Here is a 20,085-nt window from a genome sequence, read left to right on the forward strand (position 1 = left end):
CTATTTTGAGATAGCCTTCTCTTTTATTGCCAATGACTTATCGGCACTCGTTCTAATTCATGACGTTTAATAATAACACTTATCTTTTGAAACCATTTCTCACAAAGCTCCAGGGCTTCTTTATAGTCATCTTCCTCTTTTGATATAGGATCTTCACTATTATCCATGAACATATATTCTTGAATAGGCTCTGATAAATGATCTACTACTAGCTTTAACGATAGCTGTGAGATTGTATCTTCTTCTACCTCCTCTTCTTCTACTTCATCTGCTTCAGCAAGTAAGGAACCACTCATTAGATGATTCTTTGTTCTAACCGTAAATACTTCATCTTCCATGATGGCAACCTCATATATTCTGTTAAATGGAACCTCTATTATTTTTAGTTCTTCGTCTAAAGCTTCTCTTCGGGCAAAAATAAGCGTGTTTGTCTGTTCATTTAACAATAAAGCATTTAAAGCGTCACTGGAAACTGTACATTGTGTATGAGGAATAGCCATTATCTCCTCTTCACTAGCCTCCGTCATGGCAGTTAAAGTTTGTATGGCAATATAACGCTCTTTTAAATAACGGATACTACCTATACCAACTAAAGCTAGCCCAATTAAAAAAAATAGCTGCTTAATAATGACTAATTCAATGGCCTTTGCTAGATAAAGATAGATAATCCCTAATAAAATGAAGAAAATATTTTTCATTTTTAATTCCCGCCTTTATCAAGATACTCACTAGAAAAATTTAATTGATGTACTAGCAATAGTATTCTTGATTCTATCTTTTCATTCTAATAAAAAACACGAATCCATTGAACTTTTCAATGAACCCGTGCTTTTGCTTTTAACGACCAATTAACTCTTCTTTACTACTTACGTCGTCTAATGTTTTATCTTTTTCTATTTTGTGCATCTCAAGAACATGCTCAGATGGCGGAACGAGTAAGCTCACCACGACAATTGTGATACCAGTTATTACAACACCCGAAAATACAGGAGCCTGCCATAATTCATTTAATAGACCTATAAAGCCTTCTGATTGGATTGTCAGACTAGGTACGAATGTTAGAGATGTCACAATGTAATAAACTAAGCCAACAGAAATACTTGCCCAAACTGCAGGAGTACTCACACGTTTCCAAAATGGTCCTAGAACGATTGGCCAGAATATTGTCACGAAAATAATATCCCATGCTAAATAAGCTAAATCAATTACTTTTTGGAAGCTTAAAGCTAGCACTAAACCTAATAAAGCACTAGATAGAATAATAGAGCGCGAGAATCTTAGTAGCTTCTTGGGATCAGGGTTACGATTAATAAAATCTAAATAAATATTTTTTGTCACAATCCCCGAAGTCGCTACATAACATGCAGCTACTGTGGACATCCCCATGGCTGCCATGGCTGTTAGGAAAATAGCTGCTAGTAAGGGCGGAAAATAACCTTGTGCAAAGGTAAGCATCAATGTTTCTGGGTTTGTGCTCTCAGGATAAATAGACTTGAATGCTTCCCCTAGCATCCCTGGAATCCAGCTAATTGCTATGACAATAATACCAGCAATAATCATACTGCGCTGTGCCACTCGCGGACTTTTCGCAGCAGCTACCCTCTGCCCAAGGTCAACTGCAGGAATATCTCCAAGTGCTAGTACAAGATACAAAGTCCAGAATTCTGCTCCTGCCTTCTCAAATAATGTACTGATATTCCACCACTCAGGATTAAATGTAACGTCTGGATAGTAAAACAAAATAAAAATGGTAATACCCAAAATACCTGCCACTGCAAGCGCACCTTGCACAATTTCAGTATAGGCAACTGCCCATAAACCACCAATAACTGAATAAATAGCTGTTAACGATACAAATAGAAGTGCCGCAGGTATAAAATCAATTTGCAACAATTGCTGAATAATATATGTTCCACCAACTGTTAACGCCGCTGCATTAAAAACACCAAAAGCAATTGCCATAACAACCCCTGTATAGGCTCCTAGCTTTTTACTGCCATAGCGTAAACCGTAGTAATCTGCTAATGTCCAGCCCTTTAAACGTCGTAATGGCTTTGTCCAAATGAGTGCTCCAAGAATCATACAAGTCCCTAAACCACCCATTGTTGCCGAGCCTTCAAAGCCACCACTTGTATAGCCAGAGCCTACCGCTGCAAAAAAGAAGGGAGCTGCTAATAAAGCAGCGACTAAACTACCCGTTACAACGGATAAAGGCATGCTCCAGCCAGCAACAATTAAATCTTCGGCTGTGTTGACACGCTTATAGCCTTTATAGCCAATGTAATAGATAAATAATAAGTATAAGCAAAAGATAATAATATTTAACATTATTTACACCTTCTTTTTCCATTATCCGTTCATTACGACTCCACCATTTGGCGTTAAGATTTGGCCTGTATAGAAGTCAGCATGATTAGAGGCTAAAAATAATACACTTTTCGCAATCTCTTCTGGTTGCGCTAAACGTTTTAATGGATATTTTGCGGATTCTTCCTCCACATAGTTATCGCCAAACTCTTGTAAAATGTCCGTAAATGTTCCACTAGGAGCAACTGCATTGACAAGTATAGAAGGTGCTAATTCTCTTGCTAAAGCCTTTGTAAAAGCATTAATAGCACCCTTCGCAGCTGAATAATGCGTGAATTCTTCACAACCTAAGCTACCAATATCAGATGAAATATTTATGATTTTTCCTGTATTACGTTCCTTCATTCTTTTAGCTGCTTCACGGCAATTATAGAAGCAGCCATATAAATGAACTTTAATCATGCGATCCCACTGCTCATCCGTTAAATCTGTAATGCTGGAACCCTGTGCAAATCCAGCATTATTTACAAGAATATCAATTTCCCCGAGGTGCTCGTCCATAAATTGATGCATCGCTTGTACTTCTTGTGAGTTAGAAACATCAGCGTGGAATATTAAAGCTTTCACACCATACCTTTCTGCTTCAGCACGTACAGCTTCTGCCTCTTGCTCATCCCCAATATAATTAATTAAAATATTGGCTCCATGTTGCGCAAAGCCTAATGCAATTGCTTTACCGATTCCTTTACTAGAGCCTGTTATTAAAACATTTTTCCCTGTAAAATTAATGTCCATTATGATCATTCTCCAATTTGAATTTTGCCACAAGACCTTGCAGCTCTTCTGCTGTTTTGCCCAATGATGAAGAGGCATCCTTTACTTCCTGCATGGTAGATAATTGCTCTTGTGTAGAATTCGAGACATTTGAAGAGAACTCTGCTGACTGCTCTGCAGATTGTTTAATATTATTAACAGATGCCGCCACTTCTTCTGAGGATGCAGAAATTTGTTGTGAGGCTGCTGAAATTTCACGTATTTGGCTAGCGACTTCTTCTGAGGAAGTAAGAATTTCTTTAAAGATTTCTCCTACTTCATTGGTAAATGCCATCCCTACCTTAACATCCTCTTTGCCTTTCTCCATAACCGTGATAGAAGCGTTTGAATCAGACTGAATAGAACTAATTAAATTGTAAATTTCTGTTGCTGATTGAGAGGATTGTTCAGCTAAGCGTCTCACCTCATCCGCAACAACGGCAAAGCCTTTACCGTGTTCACCTGCTCGTGCCGCTTCGATAGCAGCATTTAATGCTAATAGATTTGTTTGATCGGCAATAGCAGTAATTAAGCTAACAATTTCACTTATTTTTTTAGTATTAACATGTAGTCCATTAATGGTTGTCCCTATTTGTTCAACAGAATCATTAATTAACTCCATTTGGGCAATAACTTGTTGGACAACTTCATTCCCTCGTTCAGAAGCCTGTGATGCTGAAATAGAGGATTCCGCAGCTACATTTGCAGAATCAGCAATTTGCTGAATACCTGTTGCAGTTTCTTCCATAGCAGCGGCTGTTTCCTCTGTCATGGTCATCGAGGCCTCAGCATTTTGTGTAATTTGATTCATGTCTAGTGCAATATTTGTTGAGCTGTTATAAGTTTCACCAGCATGTACTGTTAATTGATTGGCTGCTGAAGAAACGTGATTGGATGTATTGCGTATGTTTAAAATAATATGTTGCAAATTAGCCACCATTGTACGAATGGATTCAGATAATTTACCAATTTCATCCTTCGATGTCTCTAAATCAACATCTATTAATTCACCATTTGCCACTTGATTGGCAACGTTCACTACTTTTTTCAGTGGCTTTAATAGTCGATCTATAATTATGTAAACTAAAACTAATAAAATTAAAATACCGATAATAGCAATGACAATTTGCTTAATCACACTTGTTTTAATAATCGTATTGATATAATCAGCGGAGTAATCAATCCCTAATAGGGCAATCAGTTGGCCATTATCATCTTTAATAGGACTAAAAACCGTTCTCCAAGAACCAAAAGGATCCTCGAAAATATCAGTTACCTCTGTACTATTATTTTCAATAGCTAATTTTGCTGTTTCTACATGCTCATCCGCTAAATCAGTAAAAATTTCACCAGCTTCATATACTTCATTTAGATTAGAGGTATAGCCAATTGGATTGACGCCACCCTCATCCTTGACATCCCAAATATAACTCCAGCTCATAATACCTTGCTGGTCCTGAATCATATCAAGTTGCTTTTGGATCTTTGTAAACTTTGCGTTTGTTTCCCCTTTTTCGGACAGCAAATCTTTTACTTCATCACTGTCTAAGTTCATAGCTGTTAATAAACCAACACTTTTTAATTCTTGCTCCAAATCCACATTCATCCGATTATTCAATTCACTAATACTTTGCGTCGTAATAATAGCGATAAGCAGTAATACAACGATAGAGACTGTTAGTAAAAGCTTATTTTTTAATGATGTGTTTTTTAACAACTTCATTTCCCCTTTTCCTCCTTTGAACTTTACTTGCAAAAAAATGCCTATTTCAAAAGAAATAGGCATAAAAGAACAAAAACTAGAATGAGAATGATACAACTAGCACTCTTTTGCAACCCAGCCGCCATAGCATTTATTGCCTTAGACCTGTAGCTTTGCGTCTTTACTTTTCAGTAAATTTGCCTATATTTCCCTACCAAAATTAACACAGTAGGTAAAAGTAGTCAATGCTCTCTACTTAAAACATACATATTTTATACTAGCTGTTCCTTCATTAATAATTATATAAATTACTTAATTATGATTCATCTATTGAACAAAATAAAAACAGCTACAACCTCAATTAGCGTTGTAGCTGTCCACTTTCAATTCACTTACCCCTAAGTGTTTGAATAAATTATACGTTTTGTGTGACAAGTAATACGGATGGTATAAAGGATAACGCAAACATAGCGATATACCATACGGAAGTACGACGTAATGAAAAGCGTACTTTTTTTCGTTCCGCATAAAAAATATCTAACATAACTGCAACAATAAAAGGCATTGTAATACATGCAATAGCTACTAATAAGATGTCAAAATAAATCATACAAGCCCCCCCTTTGTCTGTGAACATTTTTCATCTTTTTTGTGAACGTTTTGTGATAATTTTATTGTACACAATTTCGTCACAAATTGTCAACGAGTTTTAAAGAAAAAAATGGCACTTTATGATTGATATCCATTGTGCATTATGCTCTATATTTATATGTTAGGCCCCTTAAAAAATTTCGTACGAATGAATCGCCACACTCTTTATAATTACGATGACTTGGATTTCTTAAAATAGCACCTAATTCACCTTTTGTAACTTTAATGCCGCCGTCATATAAAATCTCAAGCATCTCCTCAGTTGTTAAAGCTAAAGCAATTTTTACTTTCTTTAGCAGCATATTATTTGGGCTTTCTTTACCTGACACAGGTAAAGGTCCAACAGCCTGTCCTTCTCTTGGTTTCTGAGGCCCGCGTTTAAAAGTAATTAATCCATTTAAAAATGCCTCTAACATTTTATTATTACATTTGATGTATTCCTCTGGCGCTTCTTCCTCATCATTAATCTTAATCAGCATATTTAATACTTCTTCCTTTGTATAATCCATGCCACCAAGTTTAAAAATTTCTACCATATCTACATTTTTTATATCGAACGCATAGCGTAAACGAATTAAGATATCATTATTTGTCATTATATTTCCTCCTTTAATTAACCTTATATAGTAAAGAGCCAGGCTTAATTATAACAGAGAGTTTGCTGATTATTGCTAGCTTTCCACAAGTTGTTGTTGTTAGCAAATAGCGTGTGCATTTCCTACTTTTTAAATGTATGAAAAATTTAATCGCAACCATTCTAAGGTCAAGGAGGTGAGAACAATGGCTAACAATAACCGCAGTTCAAATAAACTTCTAGTACCTGGAGTACATGAGGCTGTCAATCAAATGAAATATGAAATTGCACAAGAGTTTGGCGTTCAGCTTGGGCCAGAAGCATCTTCTCGTGCAAATGGTTCCGTTGGAGGAGAGATTACAAAACGTCTTGTTGAAATCGCTGAAAAACGTTCAAAAGGTTTATTATAATTAAATACTAATAAGAAAAGAACGAATCCCATTTACATAATTGGAATTCGTTCTTTCGTGCTCTATAAAATTATGCTGTTTGCAATTCCTTCCCTGAGCTCTTAAGCGTTAGCATAACGATAAAGGAAATACAATACAGTGCTGCTAAGTAAATCATCACGACAGTCATATCGTAGCTTTGTAAAATAAAACCTACAAAGATTGGTGAAAACCCACCTATAGCTCGTCCAAAGTTAAAAATGGTGTTTGTTGCTGTACTGCGAATTTGTACTGGATAAAAGCTACTAATTAATGCACCATACCCTGCAAACATTCCATTAGAGAAGAATCCTACAACCGCACCGCCTACTAATATCGCTACTGCACCTGTTGCAAACGAGTAAAAGAATACAGCACATGCAGAGGCTACTAAAAAGATCCCGAATGTTCGCTTTGCACCAAAACGATCCATAAATCTGCCAAACGTCAGCATTCCAATGATCATGCCAACTGCGGTACTAATTGTCCACAATGCTGAGCTTGAAACCGATAAACCTTGCGATTTCTGTAACATCGAAGGTAGCCAAATCATTAGACCATTATAGCCTGCAATTTGAACAGTTGCCATTAGAATTAGGGAGAGTGTTGTCATGGTGATACGAGGTGAAGCAAATAATTGTGCTAATTTCCCGTTCTCTTGCTTATTATTTTGTTGTTTCTGCGCTGCTAACCATTCTGGTGATTCATCAATATTTTTACGTACGATGAAGGCAAAAATAACTGGTAGTAATCCTACAAAGAATAATGCACGCCACCCTAAAGTTGGTAAAATAATAGCACTTAATAAAGCAGCTAAAATTACTCCATATTGTGCACCTACACTGACATAAGAGGATGCTCTGCCTTGTTTATTCTTTGGCCAAGCCTCCGCCACAAGCGCCATCCCAATACCATATTCTCCGCCAGCACCTAAACCAGCGATAAATCTATAAACATAAACTTGTTCAATACTTGTTGCTACTCCTGTTAAGGCCGTTCCGATGGCAAACAAAATAATCGTATACGTAAACACTTTTACTCGACCATATTTATCTGCTAATACACCGAAAATAATACCACCCAGTAGCATCCCAATATTCGTGATAGATGAAATCAATCCACCTGTTGCAAGATCAATATTAAATTCTGCAATAATCATTGTCATAGCAAAGGAAATAAACATAATGTCCATTCCTTCTAGCGTTAGCCCTGCCACTGAAGCAACCACGGTTTTTTTACGATAATCCATTCTTTTTAGCCTCCATTTTCTAGTTGTCGATCTCTTTTAGTGAATGGATTATAGCTGTCTTGTCCATTCTCTTTTGAAGCCTCACGGGACTTCCTTTAAAAGAGGAGTACGGAACAATAATAAAAGCCCTTCCGTCACAGAGGACAAAAGGGCATGACAAAGCAAAGATATTAGCTTAAAAATATCACATAGCCCTTTTCAGCCTCTCTGGACCGTATTAAAGGATTTATATATCGTTCATTTATACCGTTCTACATTCTATAAGATTACGGAAGAAAAAGCAATGGTCGAATAGTGGAAATTCAACACGGTATTTCTATAAAGTTTTGAGCAAACTGATAAATTAGATTGGCAGGTACAGCCAAATTAAGGTTTTGACCATCATCGAAGCCTGCTGTAATCAGACCAACCAATCGCCCATGCATATCCAATAAAGCACCACCTGAACTGCCATTTGATATAGCGGCTGTAAATTGAATCATAGACATTTGCCGAATATCACGAAAACCCGAAACAATCCCATCAGAAACTGAGTTAAACAATCCTAACGGACTGCCAATCGCCACAATTTTTTGCCCTCGAACTAATTGTCCATCCATTTTTACAGGTAAAGGATGGCTTATTCTGTCTACCTTCAAAATAGCCAAATCATGCATATCATGATATTTCACAAATTGATGGGTAATATACTCGTTGGTATCATTTTCATAGAGCACAGAATAATATTTTCCACCACCCACAACATGCAGATTTGTTAAAATATATCCATCTTGGTGGAGAATGACACCAGAGCCATAGCATAAAACCTTGTCATCCTCCCCGAAGGTCTTAATCATCACAACAGATGTGGCTAAGGAGGCTAATTGCTCATAGCTCCACTCCTCCGTCGCATTCGTTTTTTGAGCAGGAATGTTCAATTGTCTTGAAGTACTTTTAATAGGCAATATTATTTCTTTTTCATAGAAATGTCGACACATATGTAAGGTAGATGACGCTTCTATTATAGGATACAAATTGGCAATATCTCCTTTGGGATTCATGTAACAAATATCGCACCCCAGTGACGATAAGAAATATAAAAATAGTAATTCATGCTGCGTAATGTCACCTATAAAAACAATTTTGGGGGAAGTTGGATTTTCCTCCGAAAAAATTTGTGGTAAATAATAATCCATCCAATACAAAAATTTAACTGCAAAATTTTTTAACAACGTTTCATTAGGATAAGGCTGACTTTCTTTAAATAGTTGAATCATCTGTTTAAAGCTTAGCTTTTTTGTCCATTCAAGTTGATCACTCGCTAATTTACTGCACAAAGATAGCTTATACAGTAATTGCGGGTTTTCAGCAGCAGTCTGCCACATTCTCCAACTTTCCGACAATCTATCTACATCTTCCTTATTACGAATGACCTCAAGCTTATGCAGTCGTAAATAAAAAATGCTTTGCTTGGAGAAATACTCCTCCATTTTTAGAATCTCATCTTTATAAAAATCTACAGAATCAGGTATACCGATATATCGTAGAAAAACAACTTCCTTCGTAAGAGAATGTTTGTTGTGATTAATTTGCATAAACTCCTGAAAAGTATTTGCTGATTTATTGTATTTAATTTTTAACGGTCTAGTTGTCACAATCATCTTCATACAACTCCTATAAGCTCTTCATTACATATAATGGTACTTATATACAATTCTCTGATGTTTCTCTAAATCCTCTATTGATTGCAAACAAAAAAACCCGACTCTATAAAGAATTGGACGTAGCTTTGGAATAAAGATTTAGAATAACAACTCCCAATGTTTTCTAGTTGTTCATTAGTATTCCATTAGTTGTTAATGCCACTCTAACATAATTAAAAACTAAAAAGATGTTTTATCCATTCAATTTAGTGGAATAGATTGAATGTGAACATATATAGGAGGGATCAATAATGACAGTCAAATTGACAGTAGAAAACGTAGTACAGGCGAAACAAGAAGTGGAGAAATTAGAAGCGCAAGGATATCTTCGAGATAACATTTACATCTTTGCGCACTATGAAGAACGTGAAGATGATATTAACGAAGCACTCGGGACAGAAGAAGCTGGTATTAGCGAGCAAGGGTTCCTGACTTCTATGAAGAACCTTGTGAATTCCCGTGGAGATGAACTCCGCAACAAGTTAGCTTCTGTCGGATTAAGTGAATCGGAAGCTGCTCAATTCGAAAAGGAACTGGATACAGGCAAATTGGTCATAATTGCCAATAAGTAAAAACAAACCCGGGGACATAATCCCGGGTTTGTTTTTCATTTTACAAGTCCTCCTCGTATTCCGGGGACCCTGTATTCCAGATAGCCTTTCAATCAAGTCAGTATAAAAACCCATCCTTCTTTATTGTCAATGATCTGCTCAAGAAAATTTTCATCTTCTTCATTAAAGCGTCTTCTTCAACAATCTGGCCTTATTCATAAAGAATGGCACATTTCCTTATTACGGAAATGCGCCCGATAATCGAATAACTAAATATGATTTCAATCAGATTATTTCTCCCAAATTAATACAGCATGTTCTAAAGCTGAATCCCAAGAATCCTTTCCTCCTGGAACCATCTCTTCTGAATCAAATTCCACATAATATACCGCATCGTTATTTCCACTTTCAGGTAGAACAAAGGTATCTTCTTGTCCAAGCCTCTTTTCATCATCAATCAAGTTTCTCGAAGGCGAATCAGCCACTGTTTTTGTATAATAAATAAAACTCACAATCTTTTTCTCTCCATCAATTTCAATTCCCATAGGAAACGTTCCGTGAACACCTGCACGGCTTTTGCCATAATATCGGGAAACCAACTGATGATCATTTTGTCTTTCGATTTTGATCAAATCTTCCGAATAAGGAATAACCGTTTCATAAAAGAAAACAGACAAATAGGTCCCCAATAAAATAAGTGCCGTTATGAAAACCGAAGTAATGGAAATGATCACTTTTTTCTTACGCCATTTTTTGCCTATCTCTTTAAATTGAAAAGCCTTATTTTCTGCCGGGATATAAAGTTCCTGTTTCATGGTTTCATATTCTTTTTGACATTTTTCACAATGCTGTAAATGTTCGTCTACCATTTCTTTTGTATCTTGACTAACTACCTCATCAACATACAGAGGTAAAACATCTTGAATAATTGTGCATTTAATCTCTTTCATAATTCATCGCCTCCATATACTCGATAATTTGCTTTCTCGCTCTGTAAAAGGTAACCCTTGCCCATCCTGCACTTTTTCCAAAAAGACGTCCTATTTTTTCAAAAGGTAATTCTCCAAAAGTACGTAATGAAAAGACCTCCTTATATGGCTCATTCATCGAGTGAAGAAACTGATGAACCATGAAGGCATCTTCTTCATTCATCAAATGCTTTACAATTTGCACTTCCATACTTGATTCTTTTACTGCACCTGAGTCTACTTGTCGTTTCTTTCTTTTGTAGTGTGAGAAATATGTATTTTTCGCAATTGTAAAAAGCCATGCTCGAATATCCTTAAAACCATCAAATTTTTTAATTGCTTTTAATGCCTTAAAAAATGCTTCTTGTGTTATTTCCTCGGCTATGCGCTCATCGTGACTTAATGATAGGATAAATAAATAAACTTCTTTAAAGTATTCGTGATAGATTTCCTCAAAGTCCATCTATTTTCACCCCCTTCACTTATATAACTCTTAGAATTTAATTACGTTACAAAAATATGTTATTTTCGATTTCCAATCTATAAATGATTAAGGGGCAATATTGTTATTTTCGCAAAAATAACAATAGGCATATTCAAGAGAATATACCTCATCCTTCTTTTACTTCTTCTATCATTTAAGCACAATTTCTTTGAAAGAATTAGTTAATTTCTTTTAATATTATTCTTCCTCTATTAAATGGGCCCTTTATGAAGAAAGACGCTTTCCTTATTTCAGAAATTCACCTTTCTAAATTAATAGGACTAAAAGTAGGACTTGTCTAGATAAAAACAAAGCATAAAAACAAGAGCCCTTCCACTAGCATTTGAAGCCTAAACCTCAATAGCGATAAATTGAAAGGAGCAAAGAAAGGGAAATCTCATCCTCAAATCTTTGCTCCTATTTCTACTGTTATTTACTTGACTTTATTAGTGGTTTCATCATTTCATTGTCATTCAATATTGTTTGATTCAAAGTTGTCTAGCAATACACGCACTTCATCCGTTGATTTTGTGTTCATCAATTGACTTCTTAATTCGCCAGCTCCTCGGAATCCTTTGACATAAATTTTGAAGAAGCGATGAAGCCCTGTGATGGAACGTGGTAGTTCTTCCGCGTATTGATCTTGAAGATCGAGCTGCAGTCTTAAAAGATTAAGGTACTCTTTACTGCTATGCTCTTTTGGCTCTTTTTCAAAAGCAAAAGGATTTTTAAAAATACCTCGTCCAATCATTACGCCATCAATCCCGTATTGTTCAGCTAGTTGAAGTCCCGTTTGACGGTCAGGAATATCTCCATTGATCGTCAGTAGCGTATTAGGTGCAATACGGTCACGTAGTTTTTTGATTTCCGGAATAAGCTCCCAATGCGCATCTACTAGGCTCATTTCCTTTCTTGTTCGTAGATGAATCGAAAGGTTCGCAATATCCTGTTTTAATATATGCGTTAGCCACTCTTCCCACTCATTTACATCCTTGTAGCCAAGTCTAGTTTTCACACTAACAGGCAGTCCACCCGCTTTTGCTGCTTGAATTAATTCTGCCGCCACATCTGGTCGGAGAATAAGGCCACTCCCCTTCCCTCTTGATGCTACATTCGGTACAGGGCAGCCCATGTTAATATCAATGCCTTTAAAACCTAGTTCTGCCATCCCAATACTCATTTCACGGAAATATTCGGGATTATCTCCCCAAATATGTGCCACCATTGGCTGCTCATCTTCTGTAAAGAGCAAACGACCGTGCACACTTTTCTTTCCCTCTGGATGACAGTAGCTATCCGAATTTGTAAACTCAGTAAAAAACACATCTGGTCGACCTGCTTCACTTACAACGTGACGAAAAACAACATCCGTTACATCTTCCATCGGTGCAAGCACAAAAAAAGGCCGTGGTAAATCGCGCCAAAAATTATCTATCATGTTAATTCCAAATCCTCTCACTATGGATATATCGCCAAACTCTCAGTCAAAAAATATAATGCTCAATGTACACTTATTTCTTGCTCAATAACTAATTATCAAATTCCAATAAATCGACACTGTTTATTTTAACGAAAATCAGTCCTAAATGGTATTTTTTTAAAAAATGCTATAGATTTTTTCTATACCAACTGTTCATCTATATATAATAATGGTAACACCTTTACAAGTTAAATATCTTAAGCGTTTTCCAATTGATCAAAATAGAGAAAGGTAAAATTGAACGAACTCAATTTCACCTTTCATACCTTTGAAGCTAATTATGCCTCAGCTTCTTTTATTCAAATTAGTTAGTAATTTACACTCAAAAGTAATTAATATTTATAAGATTGACCACCATCGATTGGCACAACTACACCATTAATGAAGTCTGCTTGACTTGAAAGTAGGAAGGCAACTAAGTAACCAACCTCTTCTGGTTTACCAAAGCGACGCATTGGGTTTGGTTTTACGAATTCTTTACCTACCTCTTCCCAATTATCTCCACCGATTTGACGTAAAGAGCCCTCTACCATCGGTGTCATTATGGCACCTGGTGCGATTGCTTTAATCGAAACACCAAATTGTCCATATTCGATTGCCGAATTACGTGTTAACCCGACAACACCATGTTTAGACGCTGCGTAGCCTGATTGATTGCCAACACCGCGAATACCGCCTACAGATGCTGTATTGACAATTGATCCTGAACCTTGTTCTTTCATCACTTTTAAAACATATTTCATGCCATAGAAAACACCATTCAAGTTTATAGAAACAACTTTTTGGAACTCATCAATTCCAAAGTCTTCTGTTAAATTTTGTTTCCCTTCGATACCTGCATTGTTAAAGAAGCCGTCAATTTTGCCGAATTTTTCAACAGTCGCATCTACAAAACCTTTTACAGCATTTTCATCTGCTACGTTTGCTGCAATTAATAACAGTTCGGCTTGTGATGAAACAGCCAACACTTTTTCTTCCGTTTCTTTTAGACCCGCTTCATTCAAGTCAACTAATACCAGTTTAGCCCCTTCCTCTGCTAATTGAAGTGTTGCTGCTTGACCAAGACCTGATCCAGCACCTGTAACAATGACTACTTTATCTTCAAAACGTTTCATTTGAAATTCCCTCCGTTGTTAAATGTTAAATTAAATGTTATACAATGATCCATCTACTGTGTAAGATGAAGAGCTGACATAAGAAGCTTCGTCAGATAGTAAAAATGCAATGACATTTGCTACTTCTTGCGGCTCCCCATAACGCTTCATCGGCACAGCATCTTGATATGCGGATTGCGCTGCTTCTGCAGCACCTGGCGCTACTTTTGCCTCAATCTGGCGCATCATCTGCGTATTAATAACACCAGGGTTTACTGTATTCACACGTACATTATATGGTGCAGCTTCTAACGCAGCTACTTTATTGATGCCCATAAGAGCATGTTTTGATGAGTTATAAAGCATCATATTTGGAGAACCAATTAATCCAGCAACAGAAGCTGTATTGACAATTGAACCTGCTTTTTGTTGCTTCATGATTGGCATTACATATTTTAAACCGTAGAAAGCACCTTTAACGTTAATGCTATATACGAAATCGAAATCTTCTTCAGTAATTTCTTCTAAAATTTTTGCTGGGCCTTCAACTCCTGCATTATTTGCAAATCCATCGATGCGACCAAATTTTGTTACAGTTTGATCAACATAATTTTTTACTTCTGCTTCTTTTGAAACATCTGCTTTTAATGTGAGGACGCGATCTTCACTTAAGTTAAGTTCCTCTGCAACCGCTTTCGCAGCAGCTTCATTTAAATCCACTAGTGTTAACTTTGCCCCTTCACCAGCAAGTTTACGAGCAATCTCTTTACCGATACCCCCTGCAGCACCTGTAATAATAATAACTTTGTTTTCAAATCTCATTTTTTGGACCTCCCCTTAAGTTTCTTGGTACATATCTAGTTTAATATGTTTCACTTTCTGTAAGCCATCCTTAATATTTGCTATAATGTCGAAGAAACCAACACTTTTTATCAGTCTGTCTAATGTAGGAGATAATTTGATGAAATCTAATTCCAATCAAGCTTTACGTACAAAGCATTTCTTAAAGAAGGCATTTATTGATATGGTACATCAAAAAGGATTTAGTGCTGTTACAGTGAAAGACATTGTAGATTATGCTCAATATAACCGAACAACTTTTTATGTGTACTATCAAAACATAGATGATCTTGTTGAAGAATTAATGGATGAAATGTTTGAAACCATTCAATATTACAGCATGTCTAAATACGAAAGTAATAGTCGAGTAAAAGTACATGAGTTGACAACAAACTCCTTCGAATTGTTGTATTACATTTATGATCACAGGGATTACTTCACATTACTACTTTTAGAAGATACGTTACCTCGCATTCACCAGCAATTACCTGAAGCGATTTTTAATTTGTTAAAAGATAAATTTGATATTCAATACTCCGTGTCCTTTGTTGACGATCACTCCCAAAAGCGCTATATGGCTTATGGGACGGCGGGGTTGATTTTAGATTGGATTGCACACGATTTCGATGTGACGCCCAGTGAAATGACAGAACGTCTCATACGAATTTTAAACACCTTTGCAAAAGGGTTTATCATCAAAGAAATCGACAATTAACCAACATAATAAAATTAAAAATACTGTTTTGCCCGTCATATGTTATTTCTTCTATCAGTTTTTAAAAAATTAATTGTGAGATACCCCCTTCACAAGCAAAAAGAACGAATTCCATTAAAGTCGGAAATCGTTCTTTTAATGAAGTTATGTGTTCCTTTAAAATAAACTCACCCCATCTTCACACCCCGCCAACCCGCATTCCACCGTTGCCGTTTAAAATAAAGTCACGCTATCTTCCCCTCATTTTCACACATTTTTAATCACGTTTTGCACGTTTTTCCGCCCTTTTTTCACACTTTTTGTTCACGTTTTTCTCGATTTAAAATAAAGTTCTGTAAGATTCAAATCAAGAAAAGATAGTAGTTACAAGGGTTTCGGGCATTTTGGGTACAGGACTTTATTTTAAACGGTTGAATATGGATATTGCGACTTTATTATAAAGTACAGGAGTTTATTGCTTGTCTACATTATGATAATTTCAACCAAGCTACTGCTTCACAATGCGTCGAATGTGGGAACATATCCACTGGCTGGATTTCCTGTGTGTGATAGCCGCCATCCTCTAAAATGCGAAGATCGCGTGCTAGTGTGGCTGGGTTACAGGATACGTAGACCACTCGTTTTGGTCGTTGCTCTAGAATCGTAGTTAGCAGTGCTTCATCGCAGCCTTTGCGCGGTGGATCGACGACTAGTACGTCTGCTTCCTTGCCTTCTTTATACCATCTTGGGATAACTTCCTCTGCTGGGCCTGCTTCAAAATAAGTATTTGTAAAGCCATTAAGCAGTGCGTTGCGTTTGGCATCTTCAATCGCTTGTGGGACAATTTCCACGCCCATGACAGCCTTTGCTTTTTGAGCAAGGAATAAAGAGATCGTACCAATTCCACAATACGCATCAATGACACGTTCATCTCCCTGCAAGTCAGCATAATCTAGTGCTTGCTTGTAGAGGACCTCTGTTTGCTCTGGATTGACTTGATAGAAGGAGCGAGCAGAGATTTCAAAACGTACGTCACCAATTGTATCAATAATAACGTCTTTACCCCAAAGGTTGATTGTGTCATCACCAAAAATAACATTGGTTTTCTCACTATTCACATTTTGCATAATTGATGTAACGTTTGGCACTAGCTTTTGGATGACTGCAATAGCTGCCTCTTTTTGTGGGAACTTTTTCTTTTTCGTTACAAGGACAACCATGACTTCGCCTGTTGCTCGTGCTTTACGGATAACGACATGACGCAACATGCCTTCATGTGTATGCTCATTGTAAGAGCGAACACCTAACGTTGCTAATTCCTTTTTCAAGCCTGCAAGAATAGCATCTGCTTCTCCTGTTTGAATTAAACAGCGATCCATATCCACAATGCTATGCGTTTTTGTTTTATAAAAGCCGGCAATCGCTTGTCCTGCTTCATTTTCAGAGAAAGGAATTTGTGCTTTATTACGGTAGTGCCAAGGTTCTTTCATACCTTTTACTGGGTGAACAGGTGCATGAATTTTACCAATCCGCTGCATCACATTGCGCACCATATTTTCTTTCCATTTTAGCTGCCCCTCATAGGATAAATGCTGTAATTGACAGCCGCCACACTGCTTGAAGTAATCACATGGAGCTTCAACACGGTCTGGAGATGGCTTGATAATATCTATTACCTTTGCAAAGCCATAGTTTTTTAATGTTTTTAACACATGGATTTCGGCCGTTTCGTTTGGCAGTGCGCCTTGTATGAATAGTGGATAACCTTCAACCTTTGCGACACCATTGCCATCATGCGTTAGATCTTCTATATAAACTGAAAGTCGTTCATTTTTTTTTACGGGTGCTGACATTCGTACATCCTCCATTTCAATCTCCTTATTGTAGCATGTGTTGGCGAATGAAAAAAGAACAAGACTTGGCTGTTGCGTGTCTCTGCTAATTAACTTGAAAAAAGAGTCGCTATTCGCGACTCTTTTCCTGCTCTTTTGTAATATGATAATCCCTTGGTGCCCACCAAAATGCACACAAGATCCCAAGTATGACGACAATAAAAGGTGCATAAAAAATTAAAAAACTTTGCATATGTGCTTTCCTCCTATGCGTGATTGTCTTCTTTTCCTGTCACATATTTTTTATTGAATAAGAATAGTTTCATCAATAAATAAAGTGAAGGAAGAAGAAGACACAGTCCTAAAATAAATGCGATAACTAAAGCAATCGCCATTTGTGTGCTTGTAAAGCTATCGTAAATGGTTAAATACGGATACAGTAGGTATGGATATTGAGCTATTCCATAAGCAAAGAAGGCTACGGCAAATTGAGCAATCAGGAGCCCAACTGCAAGTCCGTACTTTTTACGCATGGCAATGAGTACGACTGTGACAATAAATAAGACAGCTGAAATCGCAAACATCCACCATAAATTTACCATATGACTGTAGCTCTCTGGGTTGATGGATTTCATTTCATACATAATGCCAAGCGCACTAATCATTAGCGGTGCTGCCCACACAAGAGCATATTTTCTCATCAGTTTCGTTGCTTCGCTATCATTTGCTTTATGCGCGTACCATGTTAAAAATACGGCTGAAATATACAATACCGCAGCGATACTGAGTACCACTATGCTCCAAGCAAATGGACTTGTATATAAAGTCCAGTAGTTCAGCACAGGCTGCCCATCAATTACATCAACATAGCCTCCACCAGCAATGGCAAAGACAACGGATAAAGAAGCGGGAATTAATAAACCTGCTACACCATATGTCAGTGTATATCCGATATGGCCTCGTGTACCATACGATTCAAAGGCATAATAGGAGCCTCGAATTGCCAATAGTACAAGCGAAATACTAACGGGCACAAGTAAAATCGTTCCGTAATAAAAAGCGGTTTGCGGGAAAAATCCTACGATTCCTACAAAGAAGAATACTAAAAAGACATTGGTAACTTCCCAAACAGGCGATAAATAACGTTTAATAATATTTGTTAAAATATGATTTTTTCCAATAAGTAGACTGTATGCATTAAAGAAGCCAGCACCAAAATCGATTGATGCGACAATGACATAGCCAAATAGGAATATCCATAATACTGAAATACCTAAAATCTCTAACGTCATAGGATGTCACCGCCTTTTTCAGAGTGGCGATCTTCAATCTCGCGTTCGATTGGGTTCTTTTTAAACATTCTTACCAATACGACAATACTTCCCACTGCTAATACTGCATAGACGCCTGCGAATAAAAGCAGCATTAAATCGACATGGTCGCTCGTCGTAGCTCCCTCAGGTGTACGCATTAGTCCATAAAGTATCCATGGTTGACGTCCAACTTCGGCAAGCCACCAACCTGCTTCAATGGCGATAATTGATAGTGGTCCACCCGCTACGATAATCCATCTATACCATCGTGAATGAATAAACTGCCAGCCCCGTGCTTTCCCTACAACATAAAGTAATGAAACTAGCAGCATAAACATACCAATGGAAACCATGATATCAAAGAGATAGTGAATATAGAGTGGCGGTAGATCCTCTTCCTCAAATTGATCTAAGCCGATTACCTCTGCATTAGGATTAAAATGTGCAAGAATGCTTAAAGCATACGGAATTTTAATAGCATATTTAACTTCTTCTCCATCTAAGACACCAAATAATACAAGAGACGCCTTACCTTCTGTTTCAAAATGCCATTCTGCTGCTGCTAGTTTTTCGGGTTGATATTCGGCTAAGTATTTTCCTGAAAAATCTCCAATCACAGCGGCTGCTATGGAGAAAATCAAGCCAATTTTCATTAGTAAAAGTAGTGATTTTTTATGGTATACATGCTTCGAGCCTTTTAACATTCTAAATCCTGCAATAGCTGCTAGCACAAAAGCCGATGTCATGTACGCTGTCACAAGTACATGTGCAACCTTCGTTGGCATGGCTGGGTTAAACATTGCAAGAAAAGGTTGAATATTAACAAGTTCTCCGTCTACGATATCAAATCCTCTTGGTGCGTTCATAAAAGCATTAACGATTGTGATAAAGACTGCTGACATGGATGCTCCGACAGCAACAGGGATTAACAGAAGCATATGCTTTTTCTGACTATCAAAGCGATCCCAAGTATATAAATAGATGCCCAAGAATATCGCCTCAAAGAAAAATGCAAACGTTTCCATAAAAAGTGGTAACGCAATTGTTTGACCAGCGAGTTGCATAAAATTAGGCCACAATAATGATAGTTGTAAGCCGATTGCGGTTCCAGTTACCACACCGACTGCTACAGTAATGACAAAACCACGGGCCCAACGTCTTGCCATTAAGATATAATGTTCATCATTCTTTTTATACCCAGTCCATTGAGCAATCATAATCATTAACGGGACACCCACACCAATTGTTGCATAAATAATATGGAACGATAATGTTAACTCCGTTAATGCTCGGCTCCAATAGACCGCTGATTCATTAATCATCTCATTGCCCCCTTAACTTCCAAATATTCTTCCAAGAATAGAAAGTAGCATAATGATTGCAACACCAAAGCTTAGCCATATAAGCTTCTTTTCTTGTGACT

Annotated in this window: 20 protein-coding genes and 1 riboswitch; of the genes, 3 read left to right on the forward strand and 17 right to left on the reverse strand. The window is 37.1% G+C overall.

The features are described from left to right. Positions 1-23: 23 nt before the first annotated feature. The 6 genes from MHB39_RS19815 to MHB39_RS19840 form a co-directional block, all read right to left on the reverse strand. Positions 24-698, reverse strand: coding sequence for a hypothetical protein (locus MHB39_RS19815; protein ID WP_342545069.1), 675 nt, complete (start codon positions 696-698; stop codon positions 24-26). Positions 699-837: 139 nt separating this feature from the next. Further along, a complete protein-coding gene (locus MHB39_RS19820) occupies positions 838-2,328 on the reverse strand; it encodes a sodium:solute symporter family protein (RefSeq protein WP_342545071.1) in 1,491 nt (496 codons plus the stop codon). A 21-nt stretch (positions 2,329-2,349) separates the two neighbouring features. Beyond that, positions 2,350-3,102, reverse strand: coding sequence for an SDR family oxidoreductase (locus MHB39_RS19825; RefSeq protein ID WP_036076910.1), 753 nt, complete (start codon positions 3,100-3,102; stop codon positions 2,350-2,352). After that, a complete protein-coding gene (locus tag MHB39_RS19830) occupies positions 3,092-4,843 on the reverse strand; it encodes a HAMP domain-containing methyl-accepting chemotaxis protein (RefSeq protein ID WP_009374258.1) in 1,752 nt (583 codons plus the stop codon). Before MHB39_RS19830 ends, MHB39_RS19825 begins: the two co-directional genes overlap by 11 nt. A 105-nt stretch (positions 4,844-4,948) precedes the next feature. Continuing rightward, positions 4,949-5,034, reverse strand: a riboswitch (cyclic di-GMP riboswitch). Between the two features lie 203 nt (positions 5,035-5,237). Continuing rightward, positions 5,238-5,432, reverse strand: a complete 195-nt coding sequence (locus MHB39_RS19835; protein ID WP_004225659.1) for a hypothetical protein — start codon at positions 5,430-5,432, stop codon at positions 5,238-5,240. A gap of 142 nt (positions 5,433-5,574) precedes the next feature. Further along, positions 5,575-6,069 carry a DUF1456 family protein gene (locus MHB39_RS19840; RefSeq protein WP_103118849.1) on the reverse strand — a complete coding sequence of 165 codons (495 nt, stop codon included), beginning with the start codon at positions 6,067-6,069 and terminating at the stop codon, positions 5,575-5,577. A 184-nt stretch (positions 6,070-6,253) separates the two neighbouring features. Between MHB39_RS19840 and MHB39_RS19845 the strand changes: the two genes are divergently transcribed. Continuing rightward, positions 6,254-6,457: an alpha/beta-type small acid-soluble spore protein gene (locus MHB39_RS19845; protein WP_004225662.1), complete on the forward strand. Its 204-nt coding sequence runs from the start codon at positions 6,254-6,256 to the stop codon at positions 6,455-6,457. Positions 6,458-6,527: 70 nt separating this feature from the next. Here the strand turns inward: MHB39_RS19845 and MHB39_RS19850 are convergent, their stop codons facing one another. After that, positions 6,528-7,724 (reverse strand): MFS transporter, encoded by a 1,197-nt coding sequence (locus tag MHB39_RS19850; RefSeq protein WP_004225665.1) that lies wholly within the window; start codon positions 7,722-7,724, stop codon positions 6,528-6,530. A gap of 302 nt (positions 7,725-8,026) precedes the next feature. Continuing rightward, complete coding sequence (locus MHB39_RS19855) at positions 8,027-9,364, reverse strand: trypsin-like peptidase domain-containing protein (RefSeq protein ID WP_342545074.1); 1,338 nt, start codon at positions 9,362-9,364, stop codon at positions 8,027-8,029. Between the two features lie 293 nt (positions 9,365-9,657). Between MHB39_RS19855 and MHB39_RS19860 the strand changes: the two genes are divergently transcribed. Next, on the forward strand, positions 9,658-9,978 hold the full coding sequence (locus MHB39_RS19860; RefSeq protein ID WP_342545075.1) for a general stress protein: 321 nt from the start codon (positions 9,658-9,660) through the stop codon (positions 9,976-9,978). Positions 9,979-10,247: 269 nt separating this feature from the next. Here the strand turns inward: MHB39_RS19860 and MHB39_RS19865 are convergent, their stop codons facing one another. From MHB39_RS19865 to MHB39_RS19885, 5 genes are all read right to left on the reverse strand, one after another. Beyond that, positions 10,248-10,907 (reverse strand): zf-HC2 domain-containing protein, encoded by a 660-nt coding sequence (locus tag MHB39_RS19865; RefSeq protein ID WP_342545077.1) that lies wholly within the window; start codon positions 10,905-10,907, stop codon positions 10,248-10,250. Then, a complete protein-coding gene (locus tag MHB39_RS19870; protein WP_342545079.1) occupies positions 10,894-11,388 on the reverse strand; it encodes an RNA polymerase sigma factor in 495 nt (164 codons plus the stop codon). The genes MHB39_RS19865 and MHB39_RS19870 overlap by 14 nt, the downstream gene beginning before the upstream one ends. A gap of 490 nt (positions 11,389-11,878) precedes the next feature. Beyond that, complete coding sequence (locus MHB39_RS19875; protein ID WP_342545080.1) at positions 11,879-12,847, reverse strand: tRNA-dihydrouridine synthase; 969 nt, start codon at positions 12,845-12,847, stop codon at positions 11,879-11,881. A gap of 374 nt (positions 12,848-13,221) precedes the next feature. After that, positions 13,222-14,004, reverse strand: coding sequence for an SDR family oxidoreductase (locus tag MHB39_RS19880; RefSeq protein WP_342545082.1), 783 nt, complete (start codon positions 14,002-14,004; stop codon positions 13,222-13,224). Between the two features lie 30 nt (positions 14,005-14,034). Further along, positions 14,035-14,805, reverse strand: coding sequence for a glucose 1-dehydrogenase (locus MHB39_RS19885; RefSeq protein WP_342545083.1), 771 nt, complete (start codon positions 14,803-14,805; stop codon positions 14,035-14,037). Positions 14,806-14,944: 139 nt separating this feature from the next. Here MHB39_RS19885 and MHB39_RS19890 point away from each other — a divergent pair, with 139 nt between their 5' ends. After that, positions 14,945-15,538 carry a TetR/AcrR family transcriptional regulator gene (locus MHB39_RS19890; RefSeq protein WP_342545084.1) on the forward strand — a complete coding sequence of 198 codons (594 nt, stop codon included), beginning with the start codon at positions 14,945-14,947 and terminating at the stop codon, positions 15,536-15,538. 467 nt (positions 15,539-16,005) lie between these two features. Here the strand turns inward: MHB39_RS19890 and rlmD are convergent, their stop codons facing one another. The 4 genes from rlmD to MHB39_RS19910 form a co-directional block, all read right to left on the reverse strand. Continuing rightward, positions 16,006-17,370: a 23S rRNA (uracil(1939)-C(5))-methyltransferase RlmD gene (gene rlmD / locus MHB39_RS19895; protein ID WP_342545086.1), complete on the reverse strand. Its 1,365-nt coding sequence runs from the start codon at positions 17,368-17,370 to the stop codon at positions 16,006-16,008. 109 nt (positions 17,371-17,479) lie between these two features. Next, positions 17,480-17,602: a hypothetical protein gene (locus MHB39_RS19900; protein ID WP_004225690.1), complete on the reverse strand. Its 123-nt coding sequence runs from the start codon at positions 17,600-17,602 to the stop codon at positions 17,480-17,482. A gap of 13 nt (positions 17,603-17,615) precedes the next feature. Beyond that, positions 17,616-18,641 (reverse strand): cytochrome d ubiquinol oxidase subunit II, encoded by a 1,026-nt coding sequence (locus tag MHB39_RS19905; protein ID WP_004225693.1) that lies wholly within the window; start codon positions 18,639-18,641, stop codon positions 17,616-17,618. Beyond that, positions 18,638-19,984 carry a cytochrome ubiquinol oxidase subunit I gene (locus tag MHB39_RS19910; protein ID WP_131521994.1) on the reverse strand — a complete coding sequence of 449 codons (1,347 nt, stop codon included), beginning with the start codon at positions 19,982-19,984 and terminating at the stop codon, positions 18,638-18,640. The genes MHB39_RS19905 and MHB39_RS19910 overlap by 4 nt, the downstream gene beginning before the upstream one ends. Positions 19,985-20,085 lie beyond the last annotated feature (101 nt).

Origin of the sequence: Lysinibacillus sp. FSL K6-4013 (genome assembly GCF_038630435.1) — a bacterium.
Taxonomy (GTDB): domain Bacteria; phylum Bacillota; class Bacilli; order Bacillales_A; family Planococcaceae; genus Lysinibacillus; species Lysinibacillus boronitolerans.